This is a genomic window from Gephyromycinifex aptenodytis, from assembly GCF_012277275.1.
GTDB classification, from domain to species: domain Bacteria; phylum Actinomycetota; class Actinomycetes; order Actinomycetales; family Dermatophilaceae; genus Gephyromycinifex; species Gephyromycinifex aptenodytis.
The window spans coordinates 1,142,327-1,163,108 of record NZ_CP051155.1; the positions used below are offsets into that span (position 1 = coordinate 1,142,327).

Sequence of the window (20,782 nt, forward strand, 5' to 3'; positions counted from 1 at the left end):
ACCCCTTCGGGGCGGTCAGCGCCGGGGCGAACTCACTCCAGCCAACGCAGCAGCGCAGCCTCGGCCGCGACCAGCTCCTCGACCGGGCAGTGCTCGTCGTCTTTGTGGCACAGCAACGGGTCGCCGGGCCCGTAATTCACTGCCGGAATCCCCAGGGAAGCGAAGCGGGCCACGTCGGTCCAGCCCTGTTTGCCTGCCACCTCGCCGCCGATCGCAGCGACGAAAGCTTGCGCGAGCGGTAGGTGCAGGCCGGGGCGTGCTCCACCGGCCATATCCGTAACGACCACGTCGTAGCCGTCGAAGATCTCCCGCACATGGGTCTCGGCCTGGCTCTCGTCGCGATCCGGGGCGAAGCGGTAGTTGACGGTGACAACGCACTCATCGGGAATGACGTTGTTACCCGCTCCCCCACGGATCCCCACTGCGGAAAGACCTTCGCGATACACCAAACCGTCGACGTCAACTTCGCGTGCCTGATACTCAGCCAGGATCTTCAGTACCGGAGCCGCGGCGTGAATCGCGTTCGTGCCCAGCCACGGACGCCCCGAGTGCGCCGCCACTCCGCTGGTGCGGATGTCGGCGCGCATGGTGCCCTTACAGCCGCCCTCGACCAACCCGCCAGTGGGTTCCAGCAGGACCGCGAAGTCGCACGTCAAGAGCTCCGGCGTGGTGGCCGCCAGCCGGCGCAGCCCGTTGCGCTGCGACTCCACCTCTTCGCAGTCATAGAAAATGAAGGTCAGGTCGCGGTTGGGCTCGGCCAGCTGCGCTGCCAGACGCAGCTGCACCGCAACGCCGCCCTTCATGTCAACGGTGCCTCGCCCCCACAGCTCGACGCCGTCGGCACCCTGCTCACGCCAGGTTGGCAGGTTCCCCGCGCTGGAGAGCGGAACGGTGTCCAGGTGACCGGCCAGCACCACTCGCTCTGGACGTCCGAGGTGGGTGCGGGCGACGACACAGTTGCCGTCGCGGGTCACCTCGAGGTGCTCCAGTTTCCGCAGCGCCACCTCGACCGCGTCCGCGAGCGGCCCTTCGTCGCCGCTCACCGATTCGATGTCGCAAACGGCGGCGGTGAGGTCGGTGACGTGGGCGGCAAGGTCGAGAGTATGTGCGGCATCCATGTCTTCACTCTAGGAGGGTCGTGCGGGCGCCAGCGCTGTTGTGGCCCACCTGGCCCGCGGGGACAGACCGGGAGCAACGAGAACAGCCCGGGAGCACAGTCCCCCGGCGGGGATGGCAGTCGGCGAGGCGCCCGCGCCGGCGACCCCGGGGTCGATGCACCACCGCTGTGCCGCGGTGATGCACGGGGCGGTCAGGTATCTCGCCTAGGCTGGATGTCATGACTGCGCGGACTGCTTGGGGCTGGGGCCTGGTAACGGCGACCGATTCCGGGACGGTGCTGGACACCTGGTACCCGTCACCACAATTGGGCGCAGCCCCGGCCGATGACTCCTACAGTGCGCCGGTAGAACTCTGTGCCCTGGCCAAGAGCGACCCGCGCCGCCGGGTCCGCCTGAGCACCGCATTGGTCACCATCGATCTGGATGCGGCCCCCGGCGACGCCTCGGATGCCTACCTGCGGCTGCACCTGCTCAGCCACCGGCTCGTGGAACCCAACTCCATCAACCTCGACGGGCTCTTCGGCACGCTGGCAAACGTGGTGTGGACCAACCACGGCCCGTGCTCTCCCGAAGACTTCGAAGCCACCCGCGCCCGACTGCGCGAGGTCGGCCCCGTGCAGGTCTTCGGCGTGGACAAGTTCCCCCGGATGACCGACTATGTGCTCCCCAGCGGGGTGCGGATCGGCGACGCGGACCGGGTTCGATTGGGCGCCCATTTGGCGGAGGGCACCACCGTCATGCACGAAGGCTTCGTCAACTTCAATGCCGGAACGCTCGGGCACTCCATGGTCGAGGGCCGCATCAGCCAGGGAGTGATCGTCGATGACGGCTCTGACGTCGGCGGCGGCGCCTCCACGATGGGGACTCTTTCCGGCGGCGGCACCCAGCGGGTCCGCATCGGCAAGCGCTGCCTGCTGGGCGCAGAGGCCGGAATCGGTATCGCCCTCGGCGACGACTGCGTGGTGGAGGCCGGCCTGTACATCACCGCCGGAACCAAGGTCAGCCTCGATGACGGGCGCGTTGTGAAGGCCGCAGAGCTTTCGGGGCAGGACAACCTGCTCTACATCCGCGATTCGGTCACCGGCGCAGTTCGGGCGCGAGCCCGGGACGGTCACGGCGTCGCTCTCAACTCCGAGCTGCATGCCAACACGTGATCGTCCCGCCCGCCGGGTCCGCCATCGCTGGGCAGCCCCGGTCGGCTGCCTTGCCTTAGCGGTCGGTTCGGTCTTCGTGGCCGGATATGTGGCGATCGACCAGTTGCTCCCGCGTGCGATCCCGCAAGGGTGCAGCGTGCAAGGCGGCGAACAGCGTCTGTCCTACGGCAGCGACCAGCTGGAGAACGCCGCGACGATCTCGGCGATCGGAATGAAACGGGGGCTGCCCGCCCGCGCCGTCACCATTGCGCTGGCGACCGCCATGCAGGAATCGAAACTGCGCAACCTCGACTACGGCGACCGGGATTCACTCGGGTTGTTTCAACAGCGACCAAGCCAGGGCTGGGGAAACCCCAAGCAGTTGCAAGACCCGGTCTACTCGACCAACGAGTTCTACCGCCACCTGGTCAAGGTCGACAACTATGCCGATAAACCTCTGACGCAAGTGGCCCAGAAGGTGCAACGCAGCGGGTTTCCCGACGCTTACGCCAAACACGAAGAGAACGCAATCACGCTGACCCAGGGGCTTACCGGAGCGCGCCCCGGCGCCGTGACCTGTCGTCTGGACCCACCGACCCGAACAAGTTCGGTGCATGACGTGGCGGCGGACCTCACCGAGCAGTTCGGCATCAAACCCCAGGCTGCCGACGGACGCATTGTGGCTGTGGTCTCGAACGAGAAGCTGGCGTGGGCGACCGGGGCCTGGGCGGTTGCGCACGCGCAACGCACCGGGGCCACCAGTGTCAGCGTCGGAGACCAGCGATGGCAGCGCAGCCGGGACAAGTCGGCGGCTTCCTGGTCGCGGTTCGACACCACAGCCGGACCCACCGAGGTCACGATCGCCTTCACCGGCCCCCGCTGACCGGCCGGCTGCGGCAGATCACTGCGCGGACAGCGAAAGACCCCTGGGAGCTCTGCGCCCGGGGGTCTTCGCTGTCTGGGTCAGGAACGCTGTTCGACAGGGATGTAGTCGCGTTCGGTCTCACCGATGTAGATCTGGCGAGGGCGACCGATCTTGCCTGCGTCGGCGTTCATCTCACGCCACTGCGCGATCCAGCCTGGCAGCCGCCCCAGGGCGAACAGCACGGTGAACATGTTGTCCGGGAAACCCATCGCCTGGTAGATGAGGCCGGTGTAGAAGTCGACGTTGGGGTAGAGCTTGCGCTCCTTGAAGTACTCGTCGTTCAGGGCGTACTCCTCCAGCGACAACGCGATGTCGAGCAGTTCGTCCTGCTGGTCGTGATTCTTCAGGATCTCGTCGGCGTGCTTCTTGATGATGGCAGCACGCGGGTCGTAGTTCTTGTAGACCCGGTGACCGAAGCCCATCAGCTTGATGCCGGACTTCTTGTCCTTGACGTCGCGAACGAACTGGTCGACGTCTCCCCCGCTGTCGCGGATCCGCCCCAACATCTCGACCACCTGCTGGTTGGCCCCGCCATGCAGCGGACCGGAGAGGGCGTTGATGCCGGCAGCAACCGAGGAGTACAGGTTCGCCTGTGCCGAACCGACCAGACGCACCGTGGAGGTGGAGCAGTTCTGCTCGTGGTCTGCGTGCAGGATGAGCAGTGTGTCCAGGGCGCTGACGATCTTGGGGTCGAGCTCGTAGTCCTCAGTGGGGAACCCGAACGACAGGCGCAGGAAGTTCTCCACGTAGCCGAGGCTGTTGTCGGGGTAGAGGAAGGGCTGCCCCATCGAGTTCTTGTAGCCGTAGGCCGCCAGCGTCGGAAGTTTGGCGATGAGGGCGATGGTTGCCCGGTCGATCTGTTCCTCGTCGGTGGTGGAGGTGGTGTCGGCCAGGAAGGTCGACAGCGCCATCACCCCGGCGGACAGCACCGGCATCGGGTGGCTGCGGCGCGGGAAGCAGCGGAACAGGTCCCGCATCCGTTCATCGAGCAGGGTAGAGCGACGAATCCGGCGTTCGAAGACTTCCAACTCGGATGCGGTGGGCAGTTCGCCGTACAGCACCAGGTAGGAGGTCTCCATGAACGTGGAGTTCTCGGCGAGTTGTTCGATCGGGTATCCGCGATACCGCAGGATGCCCGCGTCACCGTCGATATAGGTGATCGCAGAGCGGCAGGCCGCAGTGTTGGCGAACCCCATGTCGTAGGTGGTGTCTCCGCTCTCGGACAGCAAGGCAGAGATGTCGTACCCGTTGTTTCCTTGGGTGGCCTGCACAAGCGGCAGGGGTACCTCTTTGTCTTTGGTGCGCAGCACCGCGTCATGTGTGGTCATCGAGAAGCCGTTCCCTTCTGGCAAGGTCGGTGAGGCAGCCTGACGGTAGAACCGGACCCGACTCTTTGCTCACGCTACCGGACGGCCCTGAGAGCCAAGCGGTTCGCGCTGTTCACAACGTTGGGCGGCTGCCTGGATGCGGTCGTCGGTCGCGGTGATGGCTACCCGCACGTGAGACTGGCCGGCCGCACCGTAGAAGTCGCCGGGGGCGACCAGGATGCCCCGCTCGGCCAGCAGACGAACGGTTTCGCGAGCGTCCATCCCCATGCTCGCCCACAGGTACAAGCCGGCCTGGGAGTGGCTGATGCGCAGCCCGGCGTGTTGCAGGGCCGGAGCGAGCAGTTCTCGGCGGCGTCGGTAGATCTCGATCTGGGCGCTGACGTGCTCGTCATCGCTCAGTGCCGCCAGCATCGCCCGCTGCACCGGCCAAGGCATCATCATGCCCGCGTGCTTGCGCACCTGCAGCAGCCGGTCGATGAGTACCGGATCCCCCGCGGCGAAGGCGGCACGGTAACCGGCGAGGTTGCTCTGCTTGGATAACGAATAGCAGGCGATCAGACCCTCGTGGGAACCCTCACACACCCGCGGGTCGAGCAGGCTCGGCGCCCCGCACGGTCGGGGAGAGCCCGAATGGCCATCACGCCAGTCGAGTTCGGCATAGCACTCGTCGTTGACGACCAGTGCGCCCACCTGACGGGCCCAGCGCACGATCTCGCGTAGTTCCTCGACCTCCGCAACCGCGCCGGTGGGGTTGCTGGGGGAGTTGATCCAGACCAGGGCGGGTGCGGGATTCAGCGCCGTTAGCTCCGCCAACCCCGCGTAGGGGGCGGGAGTGGCGCCGGCGAGACGAGCACCGACGTCGTACGTGGGGTAAGCAATAGCCGGGAAGGCCACCACGTCGCTGTGCCCCAGGCCCAGCATGAGGGGCAGCCACGCTACGAACTCTTTGCTGCCCACCGTGGGAAGAACGCCGTCGGGGTCGAGGTCGGGCACCCCGCGTCGCCGAGCGAACCAGGCGGCCACAGCCTCGCGCAGATCGGGGGTCCCCCACGTCTGCGGGTAGCCGTGCGCGTCGCCGGCCTGGGCGAGGGCCTGCCGCACCGACTCGGGGGTCGGGTCGACAGGCGTCCCGACGGACAGATCGACGATGCCCTCTGGGTGCGACGCGGCGCGCGCCTTCGCCTCGGCGAGGGTGTCCCAGGGGAAATCGGGGAGGTTCAACACGAGCGGGTGTGTCCCTGAATCACTCGTCGTGGCTCTGCGGGGGCAGGGCGGCGATCATCGGGTGGTCCTTGTTGATCAGGCCCATCTTCGCCGCACCGCCGGGACTGCCGAGGTCGTCGAAGAACTCGACATTCGCCTTGTAGTACTCGCTCCACTCCTCGGGGACGTCGTCCTCGTAGTAGATGGCCTCAACGGGGCAGACCGGTTCGCAGGCACCGCAGTCGACGCACTCATCGGGGTGGATGTATAGCGAACGCTCGCCCTCGTAGATGCAGTCGACCGGGCATTCCTCAATACATGCCTTGTCCTTGAGGTCGACGCAGGGCTGGGCGATCACGTACGTCATGGAGAGTCCTCTCGAAGGCCACTATCTGGTGGCAACAGTATGCCGCCTCGATTCGCGGCGCTGCGGTGCGGGGCTGGCGCACCGGGACGCTCAGCCGCCGCGCGTCGGTGAGCCCGGCGGCGGCGATTGGGCCGGCAACGGTTGCTGTTGCGGTTGCGGTTGCGGTTGCGCCACGCTGCGGCACTGGCGTGCTGAGCGCGGTTCGTAGTGTACGTCGGATTTCTGAGCGCTCAGGACCTTCTGCCCCGAAAGCCACAACCGTTCCACCCGCACGTCAAAACCGTCTTCGCCGCCCTGTGGACGACATCCCGGCCCCTCCTGGACCAACTGCAGCGGCGCCAGTACCCCGGTGCGCGGTCCTACCCGCGTTTGCACGGTGGGCCCCGGCTTGCCCCACAGTTCGAGCCGATCGCCGCCGTCGCTACCGCAGGCGATGACCACCCCTGCGTCAGTGTCGTTGGTGATGAGCACATCACCGGCCATGGTGGCGTCCAGGCCGTCGCTGATCCCGGGCACAGCATGCTGATGCGTGGTGCGGGGGCCCAGGAGCATCCCCGCCCGCCAAGCGGCTTCGTACAGAGCCGAGGAGACCAAGCCGGCCCCACCGCCGACCTCGTCGCCGGACAGATCGGCCAGCGGCGCCGGCGTGAAGCCGTTCGCCGTCTCCACCGGACCCACCCGGTTAGACAGGCGCAGGCTCTCCCCCTGCGCGATCACCGCCCCGTCAAGTGCTGCGGCGACCCGTTGCGCGTTGGGCTCTTGGCGTGGGTCGCTCAGCCTGGGCAGCGTGACCGAGGCCAAGGGTTGGCTGATCCCCCACGCTTTGACCTGCGCAGCGGTCCTGCTCGCTGCACGCGGACGCACCGGAATCGCGGCCACCCGCTGAGCACCGCTCTTGCCCAGGGCCGCGATCAGCGCGTCGGCTCCAGCGCGCAGGTCGAACTCCTGCCCGGGGGAATCGGGCACGATCACAACTGCGCCGCCGCGCACCTGCGGGCGGGCGTCCCGAGCGGCGCTCTGCGCCCGAGGAAAAGCGGACTGGAGCACTGTGTGCAGACCCCGCTGGCTGACTGCGAGGGCAGGTTTGCCCTCGACTTCGGTGGTCGCCAGCAGGGGCGCGAACTTCACCGGAGCCAATTTCAGCTTCGACCTGCCCACGACCAGGACGACCGGCTCCGCAACCGCCCGGTCGGCGACGGCTTCGATGTAGTGGTCTAGCGCGCTCGGGGCGATGTCCGGTTCGCTCAGCTGCACCACGCCTGTCACCGGCTCGTTCCGGGGCCACTGCGCAGCGATGGCCGCTACCGAGCCGGGGATGTCCACGCTGATTCCTGCCTGGCTGCGCACCACCTCCACATCGGCGCCGGGGAAGGTCACCGAGGCCTGACGGACCGGCCGGTCGACATCAGCCGCGACCTGGGTGACCGCCTCGGCCAGCGTGGCCACATCCACCGCGGCCTGCAACGGATACTCCCCTCCGCCGCTCAACCGGAACCACACCTCACGCGGGTCCAGGGAGAAGCCGGTGGCGCCGGCCAAGGTCGCTTCCAGGTCCAGGCTGAGCCCGGCCTCGCGGGGAATCAAAGTGCGCTTCTCGGGACCGAACAGCACCGTCATCGGTTGGTCTGGGACGTCCTGGAGTCTTCCGGTGAGTCGTTGCACAGCACCCTGCGCGGTGAGCCCGCCGACCGTCACCCCACCTACCGAAGCCTCGGCCGGGAGTTGCCGACCCAGCACCCACGCGGCGCCGGCATAGACCGCGAACAGCACAGACAGCGAGAGGAAGACCCCCAGGGTGCGTCGCAGAGCCAGTGCCGCCATTGATCAACCATGACACCGCCGCGCCGCCGAGGCGATGACCCGGGCCGCGCGTGGCTTTAACCGATCTGGCCGACCTGCGCGTTCAGAGGCAGGGGTCGGCCAACGTGCGGAAGCCTCCGCGGTAGTAGATCAGCGGCGAAGCTTCCTCGTGGGCGGTGGTGCTGAGCACGTCGGCGACGAAGATGCTGTGATCCCCGCCGTCGTGGACGTCCCGGGTACGGCATTCCAGGGTGGCGATGGCACCCTCCAGCAGCGCCATCCCATCCACTCCGCGGTGATGGGCGATTCCCTCCAACTGCTGCTCCACCGCCCGCCCGCGGGTGGCGAACCAGCCGGCGGCCGCCGCTGCGTGCTCAGGCAGCAAGTTCGCCGCCCAGCGCCCGCTGGCAAGAACCACGTCGTGGAAGCGTGCGGTGCGCTGGATGCACAGCAGAACCATCGGCGGGTCCAGGGACACCGAGGTGAGGGAGTTGGCGGTCATGACGTGATCGTTATGGCCGTCACTGGTGGTGATGACGGCCACGCCGGTGGCAAACCGCGACATCGCCTGGCGGAGCTCGTGGGGGCTCACCGCGGCGCTCATGACACGTCCTCCTGCCCGCGCAGCAGGCCGGTGACAGGCTCCGGCGGGCACGGCAGCACCTGCCCGGTGCCCGGGTGCAGTTGCACGTATGCCTCCCGGTCAGGAAGCGCCGTAGCGATCTTGTTGCTCAGCGCGTAGAACCCGTCGTGCACCTCGACCTGGGTGCGGTGCGCGCGCAGCGCCGCGTCCCGCCTGGCCAGCGCTTCGGGGGTGCCGACGATGAGATGAGCGAACGCGTCATCGGCGACCACCGAGGGCGGGTAGGGCTCGTCTTGACCGAGCAGCGTGAAGTCCCCGCGCACCTGCTGACGCACCCACGCGCGTCGCTCCTGCGCCCATGACTGCGGCACCACGGCCGCGTACAGACTGGGGACCCGACGCAATCGAGCCGCCGCCGCCACAGTGAGTTGGTGGACTCGGATGTGGTCGGGGTGGCCGTAACCGCCGCTGTGGTCGTAAGTGACGAGGATGTCGGGATCGAGCGCGTCCAGGGTTGCCACCAGGTCGGCGAGCACGTCTGCGGTGTCCACGGTGCACAGCGCCCCGCTGCGCCCGTTCGCCGAGGTGCCGACCATCCCGGAGTCGCGGTAGCGCGCGCCGCACTGGCCGCTCGGGGCCGGGTCGGGATCACCCAGGACGAGGCTGCGTACCCCGAGTTGAGCTGTGGCGGCGGCCAGCTCGGTGCGCCGGTAGGGCCCGAGCCGGTCGGTATGTTCGACGTCCAGATAGCGAAGCTGCGGCGGGATCACCTCACCTTCGTCCCCGAGGGTGGCCGTGAGCACGGTCACCTCGTGGCCGGCCAGGGCGTGCATGGCCAGCGCAACCCCGGTGGCCAGGGTCTCGTCGTCGGGGTGGGCGTGGACGAAGACCAGACGAGTGGCTGCGTGACTGTTCATCACCGATCACGGTAACGCCCTGCGGCCGTTTTGAGCAGATCGGGTTTCCCACCTCAGGCCCGCCCCCGAGCGAGGGGGCCCCTACGTGACGTTCTCACTTCGTTGCTGCGCTCGGTGTTCACTGCAGCGAGAGATGCTGTTCACTGGGGCGATCAAGGATGACTCCTCCGTCGAGTCGCGGCGGGATATGAGGATCGGAGCGTCATGGACAACATGGGCATGCGCGAGTACATCGACCGGATGCGCAGCGAGGGGTACACGGTCCACAGTGACGACCACGGCTCGGACCCCGACCTGATCGACCCGGGCGGCAACGCGGTCGATACCTGGCGCGAGCACTACCCCTACGACGAGCGGCTGCACCGATCCGATTACGACGCCGAGAAGTACCGGCTCCAGGTGGAGTTGCTGAAGTTCCAGTACTGGACCCAGGACACCGGCGCCAAACACATCATCCTGTTCGAGGGCCGCGACGCCGCCGGTAAGGGCGGCACGATCAAACGCTTCACCGAGCACCTCAACCCACGGGCGGCACGGGTCGTGGCGCTGACGAAACCGACCACGACCGAACTGGGTCAGTGGTACTTCCAGCGCTACATCCAACATCTGCCGACCGCCGGTGAGATCGTCATGTTCGACCGGTCCTGGTACAACCGGGCCGGGGTCGAGCGGGTCATGGGCTTCTGCACCGATGAGCAGTACGAAGAGTTCATGCAGCAGGCGCCGGCCCTGGAGAAGATGCTCGTGGATTCCGGTTTCTCACTGACCAAGCTGTGGTTCTCGGTGACACGCCAAGAGCAGCGCACCCGCTTCGCCATCCGGCAGATCGACCCGGTGCGGCGCTGGAAGCTCTCCCCGATGGACTTGGAATCACTGGATAAGTGGGGTGCCTACACCGACGCCAAGGAAGAGATGTTCCGCCGCACGGACACCGACTACGCCCCGTGGACCACGATCAAGAGCAACGACAAGAAGCGCGCTCGCATCAACGCGATGCGCCACTTCCTCAACCAGTTCGAATACGAGGGTAAGGACACCGAAGTCGTCTACCCGGCCGACTCGAAGGTCGTGCGCCGCGGCATCGAGGCCGTGGACGACTGACAAGCCCGCACCTGGCTATTGCCGGTGCGAACGGGAGCCGCCGACACCCATAGGTATCGGCGGCTCCGCTGGTGCAGTGACGCGCTGCTCAGGAGTCGAGCAGTTTCTCCCCTGCAGCCAGGATGACGCAGGTAGTCAGGACATCCAGGGCCCGCTCGAGTTCGTCGGTGGTCGGGAAGGAGGGGGCGATACGGATGTTGCGGTCCTGCGGGTCCACACCGCCGGGGAAGGTCGCTCCGGCAGGGGTGAGCGCAACCCCGGCCTCCTTGGCCAGTTGCACGACTCGCTTTGCGGTACCGGGTACGACGTCGAGGCTGACGAAGTAACCACCGTTGGGTTCACTCCACGTGGCAATCCCGAGCGCGGACAGATCGTCGCTGAGGGTCTTCACGACGGCCTCGAACTTCGGCGCCAAGATCTCGCGATGCTTGTCCATGTGCGCCACCACCCCGTCAGTGCTCTCGAAGAACCGGAGGTGACGTAGCTGGTTGATCTTGTCCGGACCGATGGAGCGCATGCCGTCGTGGGCCAGGAACCACGCGACGTTGGCCGGGGAGGCCCCGAAGAAGCTGACACCGGCACCAGCGAAGGTCACCTTGCTCGTTGAACCGAAGACGAAGACCCGGTCGGGGTTACCGGCTTCCTGGCAGGCGGCCAAGATCGGCGCGAGTTCGTCCGGCTGACCGCAGAGGTGGTGGATGGCGTAGGCGTTGTCCCAGTAGATGCGGAAGTCAGCCGCGGCCGTGGGCATCGCGGCGAGCCGGCGCACGACCTCGTCGCTGTAGGTGACCCCGGTGGGGTTGCTGTACTTGGGGACGCACCAGATGCCCTTGACGGAGGCGTCCGAGGCGACAAGCGCCTCGACCTGGTCCATATCGGGACCGTCCGGGGTCATGTCGACGACCTTGAGGTTGACCCCGAGGTCGTCGCAGACCGAGAAGTGCCGGTCATAGCCCGGGCTGGGGGCCAGGAAGGTGACGTCTTCGCCCATCCAGCGGGCCTGCCCACCCGGCAGGGTGTGGAAGAAGGAGGTGGCCAGGCAGAAGTGCATGAGCGCCAGAGAGGCGTTGTCGCGCACCACAAGCTGGTCGGCAGGCACGTCCAGCAGCGGGGCGAACATCTCCCGCAGCGCCGCGAGCCCCTTGGGGGCGCCGCCGTAGTTGCGCAGGTCACCTTCGGTGTCGGTGCTGTGATCTCCTGCTCCCGGCATGGCCAGCAGCTGTTCTGACAGATCGAGTTGGGCCGAGCACGGCTTGCCGCGCGTGATGTCGAGTTTGAGCCCAGCAGTTGCGAACTCCTGATAACGGGCGCGGGCGGCGTCGCGAGCGGCCGCGAGCGCGTCGCGATTCACGGTGTCGGTCATACAGGCCTCCAAGGGGTGTGAGCCATGTCGAAGGGAACGGTACTCGTCGCATCAGCCCGGGGGGTTTTTCTGTGCGCGCGCGTCCATCCACTGAACGGGCCTGCCTGGCCGCACCGGCCGTGATCGACCCCGACGAATCACAAAGGTGCACATCCCTGCTGCCGGTACGTCGTGGAAATTCAGGTAGCCGCGCGCCTGCTACTGTGCGCACCAGGATTCGGGTACGAAGTCCGGTGAGATCCCGGCACTGACGCGCAACGGTGGTCCCCATTTTCGGTGGGGCGAGTCCGGTCGAGACCCTTGTCCGGTCGTAACAGTTCCCGCGGGCCGGAACTCGTACAAACCTGTCCGAGTCGTGCTTCGCGCATGTCGAAGGTGGCGTCGGATGGCTAAGAGAGTGGGTGGGGGTCTGCTCCCGGAGTCCGCTCTGGCACCGCTGATCGTGGTGCTGATCGCCGCGATCGGGGCGAGTGCAGTGGTGGCGGCGGGGCTCGGTTCTGTCGACCTACCGCCCCAGACTGTGATCGACATCCTTCGGACCAAACTCACCGGCGCCCCCACGGAAGTCCCGCCGTATCTGCAGCAGATCTTCTGGGAGCTGCGCCTCCCCCGTATTCTCCTGGCGGCCCTGGTCGGGGCTGGGCTCTCCCTGGCCGGCGTCGCGATCCAGGGCCTGGTGCGTAACCCGATTGCGGACCCTTACGTGCTGGGGGTCTCCAGCGGTGCATCCATCGGCGCGGCTTTCGTCCTGCTGTTCGGAGGCCCGCTGTGGCTCGGGAACGGCGCCGTGACGATCGCTGCCTTCCTGACGGCGTTGGGCTCGATGCTGCTGGTGTACGGCCTTGCCCAACGCAACGGGACCTTGGAGCCGCTGCGACTGGTGCTCACCGGTGTCGTCCTGAGCTACGTGTTCTCCGGCGTGACATCCTTCCTGGTCTTTCAGGGCGATCCTCGCGCTGCGCAGTCGGTGATGTTCTGGCTCCTGGGCAGCTTCGGGAGAGCCAGATGGTCCTCCCTTCTCATCCCTGCCGTGGTCGTCGCTTTCAGCAGCGTGATCCTGATGATCCGAGGACGGCAGCTGGACGCCATGCTCACCGGGGACGAATCGGCCACCACTCTCGGGGTTCCGGTGCGACGACTTCGTCTCGAACTCTTCCTCCTCACCGCTGCGTTGACCGCCGTCATGGTGGCGGTCAGCGGCGCCGTAGCTTTCGTGGGGTTGGTCATCCCGCATGTGACTCGTCTGCTCATCGGCTCGCTGCACCGCCGCGTCTATCCGGTGGCCTGCCTGCTGGGTGCCGCGTTCATGGTGCTCGTGGATGTAGCGGCCCGTTCATTAGCGGCCCCCCAGGAGATCCCCCTGGGGATTCTCACCTCGGTCATCGGCGGCCCTGTCTTCGTCCTGCTGATGCGCCACCAGTTGCGAGGGATCTCATGACTTCGCTTCGCATCCACGACGTGGACATCATGGTCGGCACCCGGCACCTGGTCGAAAAGCTGGCGCTGGAGGTGCGAGACTCGGAGTTCTTGGGGCTGGTGGGCCCCAACGGAAGTGGCAAGTCCACGCTGCTGCGCGCGATCTACCGCCATATCAAACCCACGGGTGGGGCGATCTATCTCGACGACGTGAACGTGCAAGCGATGAAGCCTGCCGCTCTGGCCCGGCAGATAGCGGTGTGCGCCCAGCACGCGCCCTCGGAGTTGGAGCTCACGGTCGCTCAGATCGTGGCGCTGGGTCGACTACCGCACCAGGGAGTTCTGGGTACCGAACGAGCCGGGGATCGAGACATCGTGCAGCGCGCCCTGGAGACCGTGGGCATCAGCGACCTGGCGGATCGCTCGTGGCTGACGTTGTCCGGCGGGGAACGCCAGCGCACGCTCCTGGCTAGGGCGCTCGCCCAGCAAGGCAGCGTCGTGATCCTGGACGAGCCAACCAACCACCTCGATATCCAACACCAGCTGGAGATTCTGTCGTTGGTCCGCGAACTCGGCGTGACCACGATCGCGGCCATCCACGAACTGAACCTCGCCATGACCTATTGCGACCGGGTGGCCGTCATCGATGACGGCCAGATCGTGGCGATCGGTGAACCTGCCGTCGTCTTTTCTCCCGAGTTGGTCAGAAGGGTTTTCAACGTGGACGCCCGGCTGATCCAGCACCCCGACCTAGACACCCCCCATCTGGCCTTTCGTCCTATCCCACGGAAAGGGAAACCATGAAACAGCTCTCCATGTCACGGGCGCTCGTCGTCCTGACAGTGGGCGCCTTGACGTTCGTATCCGGTTGCGGAGCCGATACTCCCAAGCCTGGCGCGAGCGACGCGAGCACTACAGCGCAAACTTCGGCGCCCGCCGACGCCAAGGCGCTGCCTGAGGTCAACTCCGACTATTCGTGGCCGACGGCGCAGGTCCCGGAGAACTACTACCCCGTCACGGTCAAGAGCTGCGGCAAGGACGTCACCTTCGACAAGGCACCCGAGCGTGCGGTCGTCAACGACGACAACATGATCGAGTTGATGTTCGCGCTGGGTCTCACCGATCACATGGCGGCGTATTCGGCCGCTGCCCCTCGCCTGCGGCTGGCGGCTTTCAAGGACGACTACGAGTCGGTGAAGTCGATGGGCCCGGACTACTTCAAGCTCGAGCCGACGCTGGCGCAGAACCCCGACTTCGTCTTCTCAGGTTGGAACTACGGCTTCTCCCCCGAGGACATCAACCCGGACTCGCTGGCTGAACTGGGCATCAAGAGTTACGCCCTGAACGAGTCGTGTCGGCGTATCAACTCCGACAAGACGCCCGCGACGTTGGAGGAGTGGTACGGCGACGTCCGCAACATCTCCACGATCTTCGGGGTCCCCGAGCGCGGCGAAGCGCTCATCAAAAGTTGGGAGAAGCGGCTGGCGGCTGTGAAGGACGCGCTGCCGAAGGACAACACCCCGGTCCCGGCGTTCAACTACGGCTTCGGCCAGGACGCCCCCGGTGGAGGGTTGGGCCTGACCATCGTCTCGGACACCTTCGCCCGCGCCGGGGCCAAGAATGTGTTCGCCGACCTTCCCGAGATGTGGGGAACGGTTTCCTGGGCTGCGTTCGTCAAAGCCGCCCCGGAACTCATCGTGGTGACCGACTACGGCGCAGCAGGCGATGGGCAGACCGGCGCGGCCAAGATCAAGTTCCTGGAAGATCAGGAAGGGGTGTCCACGGTCCCGGCCATCAAGAACAAGAACTTCCTGGTCCTTCCGCAGGAGGCCGTCAACCCCGGCATCCGGGTCGTGGACGGCGTGGAGGAGATGGCGGCGCATCTGTACCCGGAGGAGTTCGCTGAGCGCGCCAAGCAGCCCGGCTTCGGCTTCTCCGAGACCTACGACGCCACGACTTCCTGACCCTTTCGCCGTTGCGCGTCAACGCACGTGGGCCTGCTCATCCCGAACGGATGAGCAGGCCCACGTTTGGTTCAGGTTCTTGACCCTCAGGAGTCGCGCTTGGCCTCGGTGCGGGCACGCGAGGCGGACCGGGCGCGTACGACGTGGCTGAGCTCGACCTTGCGGATGCGGACCGCTTCGGGGGTGACCTCGACGCACTCGTCCTCGCGGCAGAACTCCAGGCTCTGCTCCAGGGACAGCTTGCGCGGCGGCACGACCTTTTCGAAGTTGTCCGAAGAAGCGGCTCGCACGTTGGTGAGCTTCTTCTCCTTGGTGATGTTGACGTCCATGTCGTCGGCGCGGGAGTTCTCCCCGACGATCATGCCCTCATAGACCTCGGTACCCGGCTCCACGAACAGGCTGCCGCGTTCCTGCAGGTTGACCATCGCGTACGCGGTGACCGGGCCGGTGCGGTCCGAGACCAACGAACCGGACTGGCGGGTGACGATGGGTCCGAACCACGGCTCGTAGCTCTCGAAGACGTGGTGGGCGATGCCCGCGCCGCGAGTCTCGGTGAGGAACTCGGTGCGGAAGCCGATCAGGCCGCGAGAGGGGACGAGGAACTCCATCCGCACCCACCCCGTGCCGTGGTTGCTCATCTGCTCCATCCGACCCTTACGGGCCGCCATGATCTGGGTGACCGCGCCGAGGAACTCCTCGGTGACGTCGATGGTGAGACGCTCCACGGGCTCGTGCACCTTGCCGTCGACCTCACGGGTGACCACCTGGGGCTTGCCGACCGTCAGCTCGAAACCCTCACGACGCATCTGCTCCACGAGGATCGCGAGCGCCAGTTCACCACGGCCCTGGACCTCCCAGGCGTCGGGGCGTGCGGTCGGCAGTACCCGCAACGAGACGTTGCCGACGAGTTCGCGCTCAAGACGTTCTTTGACCAGTCGGGCGGTGACCTTCGAGCCACGAACCCTGCCCACCATCGGGGAAGTGTTCGTACCGATGGTCATCGAGATCGCGGGCTCATCGACGGTGATGACCGGCAGCGGGCGCGGGTCATCGGGGTCGGCGATGGTGTCGCCGATCATGATCTGGGAGATACCGGCGATGGCGATGATGTCGCCCGGGCCGGCCTTCTCGGCAGGTTTGCGTTCCAGGCCCTCGGTGACGAGCAGTTCGGTGATCTTGACGCGCTCCTGGGAACCGTCGTGACGGAACCACACGGCCTGCTGGCCCTTGCGAATCTCCCCGTTGAAGACGCGCAACAGCGCCATCCGGCCCAGGAAGTTCGAGGAGTCCAGGTTGGTGACGTGGGCCTGCAGTGGCGCGCCCTCGTCATAGGTCGGAGCGGGGATCGTCTCCATGATCGTCTTGAACAGCGGCTCCAGGTCGGGGCTGTCGGGAAGGCTGCCGTCCTCGGGGCGGTTCAGCGAGGCCCGGCCCGCCTTGGCGGAGGCGTAGACGATCGGGAAGTCCAACTGGGCTTCACCCTGGACGGTGTCGGCGATGAGATCCATGAACAGTTCATAGGCCTCGTCCTCAACCTCTTTGATCCGGCTGTCGGGCCGGTCGACCTTGTTGATGCACAGCACGACCGGCATCTGCGCGGCCAGCGCCTTGCGCAGCACGAACCGGGTCTGCGGCAGCGGCCCCTCGGAGGCGTCAACGAGCAGCACGACACCGTCGACCATGCTCAGGCCGCGCTCCACCTCGCCGCCGAAGTCGGCGTGGCCCGGGGTGTCGATGATGTTGATCGTGACGCCCTGCGGGTAACCCTCGGCGCGCGCCGACGGCCCGTTGTAGTGGATGGCGGTGTTCTTCGCGAGGATCGTGATGCCCTTTTCGCGTTCGAGGTCACCGGAGTCCATGGCACGTTCATCGACGTGCTGGTGTTCGCCGAATGCGCCACCCTGCCACAGCATCTTGTCGACGAGCGTGGTTTTGCCGTGGTCGACGTGGGCGACGATGGCAACGTTACGAATATCGCCACGAATCTGGCGGTTGGTCTGCATAGGCACGACGGCAATTCTCTCAGGCGCAGCACAGTGCTTCTGACCATCCCGACCCCGACAGGCGCTGAGCTGAGCTCTCATCGTGGCTGAAGCGCCAGTGTGAGGCGGGTGTCTAGGCAAATCCGGGGTCGCGAAAAAAGAGTCGAGAAAGGCCCGCGACGGCGCGTCGTGGCCCACGTCGCCCCCCGATGGACCGCTGGCGTACATGTACCGGCCATTTCGCCGCTGGTCCAGCGTTGCTGTTCGCGGTCCGCCCTCAGTCCTGATCCTGCAATCGCGCTTTCAGGGCGGCGACGATCGCGGCGTTCGTCACCAACCAGGGCACCTCATCGATCGAATCCACCCCGAGCCACCTGAGCGCGTCGTGATCCTGTAGCGGCGCCGGTTCGCCCTCGCTGATCCGCGCGAGCCAGGTACTCATCACGTACGGCGGATTCAGAGGCCACCTGCCTTGCTCGAGCGGGCCCGTGAGGTTCTCACCGAGGCGTACCCGAACACCGAGCTCTTCTTCGAGTTCGCGGTGCAGCGCCTGTTGCGGGCTCTCCCCCGGCTCGACCTTGCCACCGGGTAACTCCCAGCACCCGCGCAGCGCCGCAGGTGCGGTGCGCCGGGCACCCAGCACCATCCGAGGTTTCTCCAGGCAGTCCACCAGTGCTGCCGAGACGACGTGTACCGCCATGAATCTCCCTAGGCCGAGCAGAACGGTCTACGCACCAGCCTGACCCACCGCGCAGACCATCGAGGGACCGGGTTTGCGGCTGTCAGGACACCGGCAGTGAGCCGAGTTGAATTCAGGTTGGGACTTAGGTCCCAATAGCCCCTCTCCGAGGTGATAACTAATAGAGGTGCTGGCCGGGCACGGCCTCGGCCAGATCGTCTACATCGACGCCGAGAACAGGATCAATTGTGTCCCTCGATCAGCAGTCCCATGGCGACAATATCGACTCCGCAGACCGTCACCATCGCGGTAGAGCTGCGATCCGCGCCGTCTCGGCGGTAGCCGCAGCCGCGCTGCTGCACGGTCTCACCGCGGCCGCAGCCTCGGCCTACAGCCCCGGCGTCCCCGCTGCCGGTGAAGCGGACCTGCGACTGCCCGATCTGGGCTCGGTGACTTTCTTCGGCGGCCTGAGCGGGCACCTGCTGCTCTCCCTGGGGTTGATCGTGTGCGCCTTCGGGTTGGTGTTCGGCTTCGTCACCTTCGAACAACTGCGCAAAATGCCCGTGCACCCGAGCATGCGGGAGATCTCGGAGCTGATCTACACCACCTGCAAGGCCTATCTCATCCAGCAGGGCAAGTTCCTGCTACTGCTGTGGGCCTTCATCGGCACCGTCATCTTCGTGTACTTCCGCTTCCTCATGGACTTCAGCTGGGGCAAGGTCGCCATCGTCCTGCTCTTCAGCCTCATCGGTATGGCCGGCAGTTATGGCGTGGCCTGGTTCGGGATCCGGGTCAACACCTTCGCCAACTCCCGCACCGCGTTCGCCTCCCTGCAGGGCAAGCCGTACCCGGTCTACGCCATCCCGATGAAGTCCGGCATGAGTATCGGCATGGTGCTGATCAGCGTCGAACTCATGATGATGCTCATCATCATGTTGTTCCTGCCCGGTGAAATCGCCGGAGCCTGCTTCATCGGCTTCGCCATCGGCGAATCCCTGGGTGCCAGCGCCCTGCGCATCGCCGGTGGGATCTTCACCAAGATCGCCGACATCGGCTCGGACCTGATGAAGATCGCCTTCAAGATCAAGGAGGACGACGCCCGCAACCCCGGCGTCATCGCCGACTGCACCGGCGACAACGCGGGCGACTCGGTGGGCCCCTCCGCCGACGGGTTCGAGACGTACGGGGTGACCGGCGTCGCGCTCATCACCTTCATCCTGTTGGCGGTTCCCGAGGCAACGCTTCAAGTGCAGCTGCTGGTCTGGATCTTCGTCATCCGCGCCGTCATGGTCATCGCCTCCGGCGTCAGCTACTTCGGCAACGAGTACGTGGCCCGCCGCAAGTACTCCGAGGCAGCCAAGATGAACTTCGAGGTTCCGCTGACCGCGCTGGTCTGGCTCACCTCGGCGCTGTGCATCCTGCTCACCTACGTCACGACGTTCTTCGTCATCGGCGACCTCGGCGACGGCTCCTTGTGGTGGAAGCTGGCCAGCATCATCTCCTGCGGCACCCTGGCCGGTGCGCTGATCCCGGAGTTGGTCAAGGTATTCACCTCCACCCACAGTCGGCACGTGCGCGAGGTCGTCACCAGCTCTCGCGAGGGCGGCGCCAGCCTGGACATCCTCTCCGGTCTGGTCGCGGGCAACTTCTCCGCGTACTGGTTGGGGATGGCAATCGTGGGTCTGATGAGCGTTGCCTACTGGATCAGCAACCTCGGCCTCGGCAGCATCATGGTGGCTCCGGCCGTCTTCGCCTTCGGCCTGGTGGCCTTCGGCTTCCTCGGGATGGGGCCGGTGACCATCGCGGTCGACTCCTACGGTCCGGTGACCGACAACGCGCAGAGCGTGTACGAACTGTCGGTCATCGAAGACCTTCCCGGTATCGAGGACGAGCTGCGCAACGACTACGGGGTCGACCCGCAGTGGGAACGCGCGAAGCTGTTCCTGGAAGAGAACGACGGCGCCGGCAACACCTTCAAGGCCACGGCCAAGCCGGTGCTCATCGGCACCGCGGTGGTCGGCTCCACCACGATGATCTTCTCGATCATCATGGCGCTGACCGGCGGCCAGGATGCTCAGATGATCAACCTGTCCCTGATGCACCCGCCGTTCCTGCTCGGGTTGGTCACCGGTGGGGCTGTCATCTACTGGTTCACGGGCGCCAGCATCCAGGCGGTGACGACCGGCTCCTACCGGGCGGTGGAGTTCATCCGCCAGAACATCAAGCTCGACGGGGTGACCAAGGCCAGCGTCGAGGACTCCAAGCGGGTCGTCGAGATCTGCACCCAGTACGCCCAGAAGGGCATGCTCAACATGTTCTTGGGCATCTTCTTCTCCACGCTGGCGTTCGCATTCGTGGAGCCGTTCTTCTTCATCGGCTACCTCATCTCGATCGCCCTGTTCGGCCTCTACCAGGCGATCTTCATGGCGAACGCGGGCGGCGCCTGGGACAACGCCAAAAAGATCGTGGAGGTCGATCTGCACGCAAAGGGCACGGCGTTGCACGACGCAACGATCGTCGGTGACACGGTGGGCGACCCGTACAAGGACACCAGCTCGGTGGCGCTGAACCCTGTCATCAAGTTCACGACCCTGTTCGGCCTGCTGGCCGTGGAGCTTGCGGTCCAGCTGGCCGAGGAACAGGGCAGCACCACCCTGACGACGATCCTGGCCGCTGTCTTCTTCCTCATCAGCATGTTCTTCGTGTACCGCTCCTTCTACGGGATGCGGATCGCCACGACCGGGCAGGGCGATCTCCTGGAGCAGAGCGACGCGCCGGACGCCGTCCGCATCTGAACCACACCGAACTCGGGGTGCCACTGCAGGTGGCGCCCCGAGTTCGTGGTATCCGGCGCCGGTAGCGCCCGCAGTGAAGCCTCTGTGACGCAGCAGACAGCGCGTCGG

General features: G+C 66.2%; 17 protein-coding genes. 7 read left to right on the top strand and 10 right to left on the bottom strand.

Annotation, left to right across the window (positions count from 1 at the left end):
- Nucleotides 1-32: 32 nt before the first annotated feature.
- Entirely contained in the window at nt 33-1,118 is a 1,086-nt protein-coding gene (dapE, locus tag G9V96_RS04795) for a succinyl-diaminopimelate desuccinylase (RefSeq protein WP_168582020.1), read from the bottom strand.
- Between the two features lie 218 nt (nt 1,119-1,336).
- On the opposite strand from dapE, the gene dapD reads away from it, so the two are divergent.
- Entirely contained in the window at nt 1,337-2,272 is a 936-nt protein-coding gene (gene dapD / locus G9V96_RS04800; protein WP_168582021.1) for a 2,3,4,5-tetrahydropyridine-2,6-dicarboxylate N-succinyltransferase, read from the top strand.
- Nucleotides 2,259-3,134, top strand: coding sequence for a hypothetical protein (locus tag G9V96_RS04805; RefSeq protein WP_168582022.1), 876 nt, complete (start codon nt 2,259-2,261; stop codon nt 3,132-3,134). Before dapD ends, G9V96_RS04805 begins: the two co-directional genes overlap by 14 nt.
- Before the next feature lie 80 nt (nt 3,135-3,214).
- On the opposite strand, the gene G9V96_RS04810 is transcribed toward G9V96_RS04805, so the two are convergent.
- The 6 genes from G9V96_RS04810 to G9V96_RS04835 form a co-directional block, all read right to left on the bottom strand.
- A complete protein-coding gene (locus tag G9V96_RS04810) occupies nt 3,215-4,504 on the bottom strand; it encodes a citrate synthase (RefSeq protein ID WP_168582023.1) in 1,290 nt (429 codons plus the stop codon).
- Between the two features lie 69 nt (nt 4,505-4,573).
- On the bottom strand, nt 4,574-5,728 hold the full coding sequence (gene dapC, locus G9V96_RS04815) for a succinyldiaminopimelate transaminase (RefSeq protein WP_168582024.1): 1,155 nt from the start codon (nt 5,726-5,728) through the stop codon (nt 4,574-4,576).
- Nucleotides 5,729-5,747: 19 nt separating this feature from the next.
- Complete coding sequence (fdxA, locus tag G9V96_RS04820) at nt 5,748-6,074, bottom strand: ferredoxin (protein WP_168582025.1); 327 nt, start codon at nt 6,072-6,074, stop codon at nt 5,748-5,750.
- Between the two features lie 90 nt (nt 6,075-6,164).
- Complete coding sequence (locus G9V96_RS04825; protein WP_168582026.1) at nt 6,165-7,895, bottom strand: VanW family protein; 1,731 nt, start codon at nt 7,893-7,895, stop codon at nt 6,165-6,167.
- Between the two features lie 82 nt (nt 7,896-7,977).
- Nucleotides 7,978-8,478, bottom strand: coding sequence for a flavin reductase family protein (locus G9V96_RS04830; RefSeq protein ID WP_168582027.1), 501 nt, complete (start codon nt 8,476-8,478; stop codon nt 7,978-7,980).
- The gene (locus G9V96_RS04835) at nt 8,475-9,374 is read right to left on the bottom strand and encodes a PIG-L family deacetylase (protein ID WP_168582028.1); all 900 of its coding nucleotides are present in this window, start codon (nt 9,372-9,374) and stop codon (nt 8,475-8,477) included. Before G9V96_RS04835 ends, G9V96_RS04830 begins: the two co-directional genes overlap by 4 nt.
- Nucleotides 9,375-9,578: 204 nt before the next feature.
- Between G9V96_RS04835 and ppk2 the strand changes: the two genes are divergently transcribed.
- On the top strand, nt 9,579-10,475 hold the full coding sequence (ppk2, locus tag G9V96_RS04840; RefSeq protein ID WP_168582029.1) for a polyphosphate kinase 2: 897 nt from the start codon (nt 9,579-9,581) through the stop codon (nt 10,473-10,475).
- Nucleotides 10,476-10,563: 88 nt separating this feature from the next.
- Here the strand turns inward: ppk2 and G9V96_RS04845 are convergent, their stop codons facing one another.
- Nucleotides 10,564-11,838, bottom strand: a complete 1,275-nt coding sequence (locus tag G9V96_RS04845) for an aminotransferase class I/II-fold pyridoxal phosphate-dependent enzyme (protein WP_168582030.1) — start codon at nt 11,836-11,838, stop codon at nt 10,564-10,566.
- A 385-nt stretch (nt 11,839-12,223) separates the two neighbouring features.
- Between G9V96_RS04845 and G9V96_RS04850 the strand changes: the two genes are divergently transcribed.
- The 3 genes from G9V96_RS04850 to G9V96_RS04860 are packed head-to-tail and all read left to right on the top strand — an operon-like array spanning nt 12,224 to nt 15,218.
- Nucleotides 12,224-13,276 (top strand): FecCD family ABC transporter permease, encoded by a 1,053-nt coding sequence (locus tag G9V96_RS04850; RefSeq protein WP_168582031.1) that lies wholly within the window; start codon nt 12,224-12,226, stop codon nt 13,274-13,276.
- Nucleotides 13,273-14,058, top strand: coding sequence for an ABC transporter ATP-binding protein (locus G9V96_RS04855; RefSeq protein ID WP_168582032.1), 786 nt, complete (start codon nt 13,273-13,275; stop codon nt 14,056-14,058). The genes G9V96_RS04850 and G9V96_RS04855 overlap by 4 nt, the downstream gene beginning before the upstream one ends.
- Nucleotides 14,055-15,218, top strand: a complete 1,164-nt coding sequence (locus G9V96_RS04860; RefSeq protein WP_168582033.1) for an ABC transporter substrate-binding protein — start codon at nt 14,055-14,057, stop codon at nt 15,216-15,218. Before G9V96_RS04855 ends, G9V96_RS04860 begins: the two co-directional genes overlap by 4 nt.
- A gap of 86 nt (nt 15,219-15,304) precedes the next feature.
- Here G9V96_RS04860 and typA read toward each other — a convergent pair whose 3' ends face one another.
- Together typA and G9V96_RS04870 are read right to left on the bottom strand one after the other, a co-directional pair.
- Nucleotides 15,305-17,221 carry a translational GTPase TypA gene (gene typA / locus G9V96_RS04865; RefSeq protein ID WP_168583845.1) on the bottom strand — a complete coding sequence of 639 codons (1,917 nt, stop codon included), beginning with the start codon at nt 17,219-17,221 and terminating at the stop codon, nt 15,305-15,307.
- Between the two features lie 256 nt (nt 17,222-17,477).
- Nucleotides 17,478-17,900, bottom strand: a complete 423-nt coding sequence (locus tag G9V96_RS04870; RefSeq protein ID WP_168582034.1) for a (deoxy)nucleoside triphosphate pyrophosphohydrolase — start codon at nt 17,898-17,900, stop codon at nt 17,478-17,480.
- 227 nt (nt 17,901-18,127) lie between these two features.
- Between G9V96_RS04870 and G9V96_RS04875 the strand changes: the two genes are divergently transcribed.
- The gene (locus G9V96_RS04875; RefSeq protein ID WP_226913475.1) at nt 18,128-20,674 is read left to right on the top strand and encodes a sodium-translocating pyrophosphatase; all 2,547 of its coding nucleotides are present in this window, start codon (nt 18,128-18,130) and stop codon (nt 20,672-20,674) included.
- Nucleotides 20,675-20,782: the final 108 nt, after the last annotated feature.